Source organism: Bacteroidota bacterium, from assembly GCA_030706745.1.
In the GTDB taxonomy this organism is placed as follows: Bacteria; Bacteroidota; Ignavibacteria; order Palsa-1295; family Palsa-1295; genus PALSA-1295.
On the sequence record JAUZNX010000014.1, the window covers coordinates 87,337 to 97,032 of the forward strand.

Consider the following 9,696-nt stretch of genomic DNA (forward strand, 5'->3'; position numbering starts at 1 on the left):
AGGCTCTATGAATGTGGGAGGTCGCTTAGCATCTTTTCAAATCGGAGATTCCACGCTCGCTCGCTGAATTCGCGCTCGATTCTCTCTCTGGCCGCGCGGCCCATCCGTTCTCGAAGTGCCGAGTTCAGAGCAAGCGTGTGCATCGCCTCCGCGATCTTTCGCGGATCGTTGCTAACAAAAAAGCCGGAAATTGTATCCTCGATAAACGTCTCCGGGCCGCCGCAGCGAGTGGAAATAACCGGGAGGCCACACGCCATGGCCTCCATCGCGGCAATCCCCAGTCCCTCCTGCTCGCTGGTCAGAACCAGAGCAGTCGAAGAGCTATACATCTCGATCAATTCCGAATCCGATATTCCGGAACGGACTTCAAGATTCGTATCGGATGGACGCGGAAATCCCGCCGCTACACTCGACACGATCGTTGCGGCGAACTCGAGATCAGGCGTCGTTCGGTGGAGTTCGTTGCACGCATCCGCAAAAAGGGCAACACGTTTGCGTGGATCGTTCGCACGGCCGACGAACAGAAATCGCGGATGTGAATCACGTAGTTCAGAAGGCTGGAAACGATCCGTGTCGATTGGGAATGGCCACACCTCAGTGGGCGTGTTCGATAGCCGTCGCAGTTGATCTCGTGCATCGTTACTGACGGCAAGAATGCTCGTTGCTTGATTCAGAACCCGCGCTTCGGATTTCAGTACTGGCAGCATGCCCAATCGCTCGATGAGCGCCAAGAAGTTGCGCGACGATCGGAGCCGTTCGCCACGATCGGCAGTAACGCTTGAAGAAACCCACGCAACGAACGGCTTCTTCAGCGAAGCGAGTGGTAAGCCGGTATGTGCAGAGCCGGTGACGAGAAGGAAGTCATCAAATTCAGCAAGTTCGTTGCGCCAGAACCGGTTCGCATGGATACGGTTCGGCTCCCACTCGGGCAAATACGCACCGATTGCAACGCTCTGCATTCCACGAAACTCATATCGCTGAACCTTGGGCAAGAAGTTCAACTCCCCGCGAAAGATATTCGCAAGCGAGGCACTCAATTCCGGATGTTCGGCAAAACGGGCATAATGGATGATCGTTGGTTCGAAGCCGGCGGCTTTCGCACGCCGATACGCATACTCAACGAGCCGCAGCACACCGCCGAAATTCGCGGGATCTTGGGTAACGATCGCGAGGCGCCGCGGCTTCACTTATGTTGTTTCTCGTTCTGACTCTGCCACCGGCAGATTCTTAGGCCGGAACGGAAAGAATTGCTCGAACACACTCTTCTTCGGTGCCCGTGGGGTCGATGAATAGTAGTGATAGTACTGATAGTACTTGTAATACGAGCCGTAGGCATTTGCGACGTTGAAATTGTTGAGCACGACTCCAAGCATATTGGCCCCAGAACGCTCGATCGAATCCATCGCGCGCAGGAGCGCGTCAATGCGTGTCACATCAGCGCGAGCAACGAGGATCGTGGCGTCCGCCGTGTGTCCGAGCAGCAGTGCATCGGTCACGGCGACCACCGGCGGCGTATCGAGTAAGATCATGTCGAATTCCTCACGCAATTTCGCGATGAGTTGTCCCATTCGCTGGGAGCCTAACAACTCAGCAGGATTGGGCGGAATGATCCCGCATGGAAGTACATACAGATTTTCGACATCGGTCTGTTTGATCGCCTCCTCGAACGTAGCACGTTCAAATAACAGATTTGTCAGGCCTGGCTCGCGAGGGAGCCCAAAGACCGAATGCAGCACCGGTCGCCTAAGATCGGCATCGATGAGCAGCGTCTTCTTTCCTGTCTGCGCCATGACAATTCCCATGTTGGAGGACGTTGTCGATTTTCCTTCCTGGGGCGCCGAACTCGTAATCGCAAGAACTTGGATCTCACGGTCAAGGCCGCTGAAGAGAACTGTCGTGCGAAGAGAGCGGTATGACTCCGCCACGGATGAATGCGGGTCGAGATGCGAAGCGCGATGCGGCGTGAATTTCGGCCGTTCAGCACTCGCGATCTCCGGCGAGATCGAAAGCGGTTGCGAAGCGTGATTGATGACTGGAATCGTCGCAAGCAAGGTAACATTTTCTGCTTCGACCTGGTCTGGCGTGCGAATTGTCGAATCGAGGAATGAAAGCAGCACTACGATGCCAATCCCAATTGCAAGACCCAGTAGCGCGCCCGTCACGATAGCCGACTGACGATTCGGGCGGATCGGTGCTGCAATCAGTGCGGCGGGATCCTCGGCCTTGACGTTACCGAATACCGATTCCTCAGTCATCCACGCTTCGAGATAGCGATCTTCCAGTTGGCCGTACATTTTTTCAGCCACCCCCTCTGACCGCTTCAATGCCGACGTCTGTACGATCTTCTCCGGCATCGATTCAGCCTCGGCATGCAACTCCCCAAGTTTGGCGTCATACTCTGCGAGCACAGTCGAATCCTGCCCGATCTTAAGCTTCGCGTTCAAAATACTCTGTCGAAGCGAGGAGATGGTGCCCAATGAGCTGGATTCAGTAGCGTACTTGACATCCCCATTGACGGATTGATCGGATTGATTCGGAACAATGACTTGGGAATGGAGAAATTGATCGCTTGCTGTCCGAAGTTTCTCCTCCAACAGGGCCTTGCGGTCCTTCTTCGTATCGATCTCGTCCTTGAGATATTTCTTAGTCCGCGGATCCATGATACTGTTGGACATTTCCATGCTCTGAATCTCGAACTCCGACTCGGTGAGTTCTTTTTGGAGCATGTTAATTCGCGGCTCGAGCGTCAGATTGTCGTAATAGTTTTTCTCGACGGTGTCGAGATTCGTCATCAAATCCGCGTAGACCTTTCTTCGCAAATTGAGATCGACTTCGACTCCCTGCCGTTTCTGCTTCAGGTCTTCATACTGGGTCGTAATACTTTTCGCAATATCCTCTGCGCTCATGCCGCTGGTGGTTCCGAGATAATCCCGCAACTTGTTCTCCACGCGCCGTAACGAATCGAAACTGCGCTGCTTTTGATCGAAGAGATACTGCTTAAGCTGAGCGGAGTTTGCGCGGACGCGAGCCTGATTATCTTTGACGAAGACCACGACATACAGATTCGTCAGAAACGCAGCATCTAGTGGAGTGTATGCTTCTGAGGAGACCAGCAGGTAATCATTGGTCCCTTCGGGTGCGACCGATACCGCGGCAGATGCGCGGGCCTCTAGCGTAGCCACATCCACGGTGCCTCGGATACGAGGCATTTTGGGATTATCGTTTACGCGAATAATTGCGAGTTGCTTCGGATCGGGCGGCACGTCCTTCGCCGAACCGAAGGCATCGGTAAATAGCGAATCAATCTCGATGCGATCGCCAAGCGCATAATCACGCAGCAACCGTGCGACGTGCTGGCTCACGACATGCGATTTGAAGAACTGCATCTCGTTGCCGATGCTGTGATCCTCGGGTGCCGGGCCGAGCATGGCCTGTACTTGCGTAGGACCCGGTGGATGATCGATAAATAATCGGGCGGAAGAACCATAGATATATGGCTTCGAGTAGGTCGAATAGACGGCATACGCGAAGACGATCACGAATGTGGAGAGCAAGATCCACCGTCCGCGATACATGACCTTGATCAACTCGGAGAAGTTCAGCTTGCGCTCAACCGGCTTTCTCCGCCGGGTGGTCGGAACGCTCGAACTTTGGACATGTGCACGGCTGAAATTCGGGCTGTCCCCTGGCGTCAGTTTGGAAAAACCGAACGTACTCGCCGGTGAGCCACTTCCATCCGTATTCGGGTTGCCGGTTTGCGGATTGGACTTTGTTGTTTGTTTCTTAGGCAGAAAGCGGCCACCGGGACCGCGCGGGGCGGGCCCTCTACCGTTCTGACCGTTTTCGGACGCGTTCGATTTAAATTCAGGCATAGTTCTGATGCATTCCTATAGTGGCAAACGGGAATGTCTTGATACTCACGGACACGCGAATCCCAATACTGAGTCGCTCATCTATTACAAATGAAAGAACCGCTTTCGTTTCACTGGCGTGTGGACGGCGCCAGATAGTCGTTTTCTAATAGCATCCACCGCGACCTCATCCAGCTCGATTGCGGGAATTGACCGTCCTTCGCAGACAGCCAGTGGATGCTCGGTCACCAGTTTATCGGCGATAATGGGCCGCGCAAACTCGCGAGTGCGCTCTTCGATCCTCTTCAGTAATTCGTATGCGCCTGGCCAACTTGTATAGGGCCGCGTCTTTGTATTGTGGGCATCGCTAGCAAGGATCGAGACAAGACCCGATTCGACTAATGTCATCGCACAAGTCTGGAAGGACTCGCCAAGTTCACCAAGCAAGCAGCCGGTCGTAACCTGCAATAGCGCGCCATGACGTACAAACTCAAGTGCATACTCAGGATTCCGGAGCACGCCCATGTTGCGTTCGGGATGCGCGACGATCGGCGTGATGCCAGACAACCGATAATCGAACAACAGTTGGCTGAAGTAAGGAGGTACTTGATCGAAGTCCATTTCGAGCAAAATGTACTTCGATTGCTCAGATGCTGTAAACTCTTTACGCTGAACTACCTCGCGCGTTTCGGAAGTCACGCGTACTTCTCCACCGAGGTACAGCGGCATGTCGGGCTTACGGTCCAACACCAACTGGAATCGCTCTTTGTGGTGCGCGTGCAGCGCGAGATCTTCAAGCCGTCCGCGGATGTGCGGAGTTGTGAGGATTGCAGTAACACCGCAGGCACGCGCCTGTTCGATCATCGCGAGTGCGGCATCCACGGATTCGGCGCCATCATCGACGCCGGGGACAAGATGACAGTGAATATCAACCATCGGCCATAAGTGCTGAGTGCTGAGTATCTGGTGCTGGATCATCGCCCAGCTTCCGTGCAGAGTCAAAGGAGAGTCCTTCGGCAACGAGGACTCCGAGACCCGCTAGTGTAATAGTAATATAACTCAAAATATGAGTGGCAATTGCATAGGCAAGAGCGATACTTGCCGGCACGCCGAAGATCAGTGCGAGCCCGGTCTTGATGAGCGCGTGGTACGATCCAGTAGCCCCTGGAGTTGGAATCGTGTATGCGATCCCAGAGAGTGTCAGCAACAGCAAGGCATCACCGAACGTCAGATTTCCGGCGGCATCGAACCCCTGCAGCGATACCCACATCGATACACCGTAAATCAGCCAAATCCCGGCCGTTCCAATCACCAGAGGCAAAATCGCGGAGCGATCGAGTCCGCGAAGACCATGCGAAAAATCGATTGCGATCTTTTCGACCCGCGCAGACAGCTTGCCTGGCAATCGCTTGACGAAAATATCGACGAAGCGAAGCGTACGCCGCTCGCTAAAAAACATCAGAATGAACAGGATCAGTGCTGCCAGCATGACGCCAAGCAGTATGATTGCATCGCCGGAGAACATGGGGAACACGGAGGTTAGCCGGGTGCCAAACGACCACAGTGAGAAGATCATCAGTACCGCCAGGGCCATCACGTCGGCAAGGCGCTCGACAACAACACTGGCTAATGCTCCGGCCATCGGAATGTTCTCACCGCGAGACATGAGATATGGCCGGACGATTTCGCCCGAGCGCGGGATGAGATTGTTCATACCATATCCCGCAAGTGTTGCGCGGTAAGCACGCCAAAAACTTGTGCTCCGTTTGAGCGGACGAAGAACGATCTGCCAGCGAAACGCGCGGACGGCGTGCGAAAGGAACATCATCATTACTCCGCCCAGCAGTGGGAAGAAGTGCGCATCGCCAATAGCGTGCAGCGACCCTGCAATATCTTGTCCGCGAAAGGCAAGATAGAGCAGGCCAAGAGTCGCAAGAGCGATTGCGATAGAAGAAAGGGCGCGACGGTTCAACTGTGGCAAGAATTCTCGAATGAATGGTCTCCGCGTGGGCTGGGCGGTCGCTGGTATCAACCCGGAACGCGAGGGCTTTCATTCCACCGGATGGCGCCCTCCGGATACGGGTAACACGATGGGGGGACGGGCGATAACATTCTGTTTGCGAGCCGAGGAAAGCGAGACCCCATCCGCAACCATAAAGATGACCCCGATTATTGTCGTCAAAAGATAGTTGGAAGCATGCGTAAGAGTCGCGAATGCAATCGCCATTTCCGGGGGCACACCAAAGACTGTCGCAAGGGATTGGCTGACGAAGAAGTGATAGGTCCCCGTCCCACCCGGTGCCGGCATGATATATGCCAGACCCGACATCGATTGCAGCAGGAAGCAGCCGAGCAGACCGACATGGCCCATGTCATTACCAGAACTGGCCGGCATCGCGAGCGTGCTGATATACATCGATATCGTATAGAACGCCGAGATACCGAGCGTTCCGAGGATCACCGGTATTGCCGAGCCACTTCGGACGCCTCGAAGTCCATCCTCAACGCGCGCGGCACCGTGCTCGATCGCGCCGCGAAATCGCTTCGGTAAACCGCGCCCAATCCAATGAATCACCCGCGTCGTCTTCTTTTCGCTAAAGATGATCAGCAGCGCCATGCTGAAGATCGCCAGTAAGGCGGCAACAATGGGCAATGCCGCCGCGCCGACAGTCGGGAATTCGCGCGCGATCTCGTTCTGGAATAACAGGATCGATACGATGAGGATCGCGGTCAGACCAACAAGATCGGTCAGCCGCTCGATCAGCAACACCGCGACCGATGACGACACCGGAATGTCCTCGCGCTTCGAAAACAGCACTGGACGAATAATATCGCCTGCCCGCGGGATCAGGTTGTTCGCCGCATAGCCTGCGATCAGCGCGCGAAAAGCTGAGGTCAAACTGGTGTGCGGCGCGATGGGCCGCAGGAACATCTTGTAGCGCCAGGCACGCACCAAATGAGACAGAAACATCACCCCCGTGCCCGCGAGGATCACGAGGAGGTTCGCACCCTGAAGCTCCACTCCCAATCGGCGCAGATGCTGACCCCGAAACGCAAAATACAGAGCCACGCCAGCGACCACTATCGCTGCGCCGTATCGAACTGATGGATGCTTCATCTAATGATGAGCAACCTGCTAAAGCCGTGCCGGAAAGAAGCTCTCGTTTACAACACAGATTCGCCAGAAATACAAAGACCCACAGCAGGTTAGCTGTGGGCCCTTGAAATTGGCGACAAAAAGGGCCGCCTGTTGGCGGTTCAGCTGGAAAGGACATCATCTCGGACTAAAAGATTCCGATTTCTAAATCCCCGAAAAAGAAAATTGAAAAAGAACCCTTATGGCGCCAGCCGAACGCCATTCGTGTCCAGTGTCAGGCCGGCGAACCACGCCTCGCCACTGCCCGCTACCTGCACGCCGAAATCGACATTCTTCGCCGTGTCGCTGACAGGCAACACGAACGAGAAGTGCCGCCAGTCGTGCGTGCCATACCACGCCGAGTCCTGCATGTTGTTGCTCGCAAGGATCTTCCCAGTATACTGACCCGGCGGACGGCCATCGACACGCATCCACAACCCCGCCCAGCGAGCGACGTTCTTCGTCTTGATCCAGCCGCTGTATGTCACGTTCGTCCCGCGCACATGCGCAAGCAGCGCAGACTGCGATATCACGCTCGCACCGATACCGGGCGAACCATCCCCTTTCGAGACCTTCACGTGCAGCGAGTACTTACCCGCCGGCACAGTTCCGCTATCGCAGGAGTACGACGAACCCTTGGTCCAGCAACCCCATTGCGCGGGCTTGCCTTGCTCGTCGCGCTCGGCAAACGTCAGGTTAAACAGGTTGCGCTGCACCTGATAGTAGCCAAACATGGCGCAAGGCACAAGAAGCAGGCAAAGCAAAATGAGAGCAATAATCTTCGGTTTCATCCCTGCAAAGATACAATGACATCTGGCGCGCGCTTAAGCTTGCGCGAGGCTGCATTGAGAATGCTACTTCCCCGCACTGCTGAGCTGTTTTGGGACAACATCAAATAATTATATATTCCGTTTTCGGAAAATATTCATGAACGAGTTACGGTGTCACCTGGCCAACCATGCTTCTTGATTGAAAAGAGCCAATTTCATATTTCATACTTCATATTTCATATTTCATATTTTCCCGAGAGACCCCCCTCCATCTAATACAACGAGGTTCGACACCTCTGGCATCGCATATTTTCGATGAATTATTGATTAAATTGTAGGGACGTGCCGCGCACGTCATGACTGCTGGCGTAACCTGAATTCTCCGTGTGTTCCGAGACAGGACGTGCGCGGCACGTCCCTACGTAGCCGGGTACCCGCAGGGCGCACGCCGCAGCTTGCGCAAAGCCGCTGCGGAAAACCGTAGTTTTGCATCATGCCGAAGTAACGACGACTCGATTTCGAGATTGACAAGCTAACCAATTCCATCGAGAACCTCCTTTCGGGAGAGGTCTTCGAAACCGAAATCGTGCGCCTGACCCTTCACGACGAGGCTCTTTTGAAGGATGGTGTGTGGCAATTCGATTGGCCGCTCGAATTGCATGACCCTAACCGCGAAGTCTACAAGCTGACAACGCGTGAGAATCCGTCGGTCATTCAGGGACTGATTAGTCTCTCCGACCAGCACGATCACGTCTTTCTTCACCTGCTCGAAAGTGCGGACTTTAATATTGGGAGGAGCAAACTCTATCAAGGTGTCCCTGGAAATCTCGTTGCATTTGCCTGCAAAACATCGTTCGAGCGGCGATATGACGGCGTGGTCGTTTTCCTCGCAAAAACAAAGCTTATCGAACACTATGAGAATACGCTTGGAGCTAAACGGATGTAGGGTCATCGGATGTTCTTAGACACAGCAGCCGCGCTCCGTTTGGTGCGTACCTACTTTAAGGACTTCGATGAGACCTGATTACAAAAAATTCGACAGCATCGACATCTATATCTCGGGCGACACCACACCCGAAGAGTCGAAGGCGGTCAGCGAATTCCTGAAAACCTACAAGGCCAAGCAAGCCCGTGCAAAGAAGGCCAGCCCAACCTCGTCCACAGGCACTCCCCCACGCAAAAAGGCCAAAGCCAAAGCGAAGTAACCTGGGTCCCGCGGTGTGGGGCATGCTTTAGCTTGCCCCAAAATACTGGGACAAGCTAAAGCATGTCCCACACCAGAAAGATGTACTCCGCCCTTAACAGGGCTACAGAACTTCCGCGCGACGCTAACCCAGGGTTACGCTCGCAAGCTCGCTCCACCCTGGGCTGCGAGTACGCCGCCGCTTCGCGGCTAAATACTTCGGCCTTCACCGCACTCCTCGGTCGCGCGTTGTAGCGCACGCCTCAGCTTGCGCGAAGCCGCCGCTCCCGACAAAGTGCCGAAGGCACGGAGTACCCGCAGCCCAGGGTGGAGCGAAGCCGCTTGCGGCGGAGCGGAACCCTGGGTTGCAGACGCGAAAAGAATATGTAGCCCTGAAAGGGCGATGTACTCCGCCCTTAACAGGGCTACAGAAATTCCGCACGACGCTAACCCAGGGTTACGCTCGCAAGCTCGCTCCACCCTGGGCTGCGAGTACGCCGCCGCTTCGCGGCTAAACACTTCGGCCTTCACCGCACTCCTCGGTCGCGCGTTGTAGCGCGCGCGCCTCAGCTTGCGCGAAGCCACCGCTACCAACATAGTGCCGAAGGCACGGAGTACCCGCAGCCCAGGGTGGAGCGAAGCCGCTTGCGGCGGAGCGGTACCCTGGGTTGCAGACGCGAAAAGAATATGTAGCCCTGAAAGGGCGATGTACTCCGCCCTTTCAGGGCTACAGAACTTCCGCACGACGCTAACCCA

General features: G+C 55.1%; 8 protein-coding genes and 1 pseudogene. 2 read left to right on the forward strand and 7 right to left on the reverse strand.

The features are described from left to right. Positions 1-5 precede the first annotated feature (5 nt). The 6 genes from Q8902_13540 to Q8902_13565 form a co-directional block, all read right to left on the reverse strand. Positions 6-1,187 carry a glycosyltransferase family 4 protein gene (locus Q8902_13540; GenBank protein ID MDP4200581.1) on the reverse strand — a complete coding sequence of 394 codons (1,182 nt, stop codon included), beginning with the start codon at positions 1,185-1,187 and terminating at the stop codon, positions 6-8. Continuing rightward, a complete protein-coding gene (locus Q8902_13545; protein MDP4200582.1) occupies positions 1,188-3,872 on the reverse strand; it encodes a polysaccharide biosynthesis tyrosine autokinase in 2,685 nt (894 codons plus the stop codon). A gap of 84 nt (positions 3,873-3,956) precedes the next feature. Beyond that, on the reverse strand, positions 3,957-4,787 hold the full coding sequence (locus Q8902_13550) for a CpsB/CapC family capsule biosynthesis tyrosine phosphatase (GenBank protein MDP4200583.1): 831 nt from the start codon (positions 4,785-4,787) through the stop codon (positions 3,957-3,959). After that, on the reverse strand, positions 4,780-5,832 hold the full coding sequence (locus Q8902_13555) for a lysylphosphatidylglycerol synthase transmembrane domain-containing protein (GenBank protein ID MDP4200584.1): 1,053 nt from the start codon (positions 5,830-5,832) through the stop codon (positions 4,780-4,782). The genes Q8902_13550 and Q8902_13555 overlap by 8 nt, the downstream gene beginning before the upstream one ends. Positions 5,833-5,901: 69 nt before the next feature. Beyond that, positions 5,902-6,969 carry a lysylphosphatidylglycerol synthase transmembrane domain-containing protein gene (locus Q8902_13560; GenBank protein MDP4200585.1) on the reverse strand — a complete coding sequence of 356 codons (1,068 nt, stop codon included), beginning with the start codon at positions 6,967-6,969 and terminating at the stop codon, positions 5,902-5,904. Between the two features lie 218 nt (positions 6,970-7,187). Continuing rightward, positions 7,188-7,778: a hypothetical protein gene (locus Q8902_13565; GenBank protein ID MDP4200586.1), complete on the reverse strand. Its 591-nt coding sequence runs from the start codon at positions 7,776-7,778 to the stop codon at positions 7,188-7,190. A gap of 502 nt (positions 7,779-8,280) precedes the next feature. Here Q8902_13565 and Q8902_13570 point away from each other — a divergent pair. Continuing rightward, positions 8,281-8,781, forward strand: a pseudogene (locus Q8902_13570) (hypothetical protein). Beyond that, positions 8,771-8,962 carry a hypothetical protein gene (locus Q8902_13575; protein ID MDP4200587.1) on the forward strand — a complete coding sequence of 64 codons (192 nt, stop codon included), beginning with the start codon at positions 8,771-8,773 and terminating at the stop codon, positions 8,960-8,962. The pseudogene Q8902_13570 and the gene Q8902_13575 overlap by 11 nt, the downstream one beginning before the upstream one ends. A 188-nt stretch (positions 8,963-9,150) precedes the next feature. Here Q8902_13575 and Q8902_13580 read toward each other — a convergent pair. Continuing rightward, positions 9,151-9,696: hypothetical protein (locus Q8902_13580; protein ID MDP4200588.1), on the reverse strand; the 546-nt coding region annotated here is incomplete at its 5' end.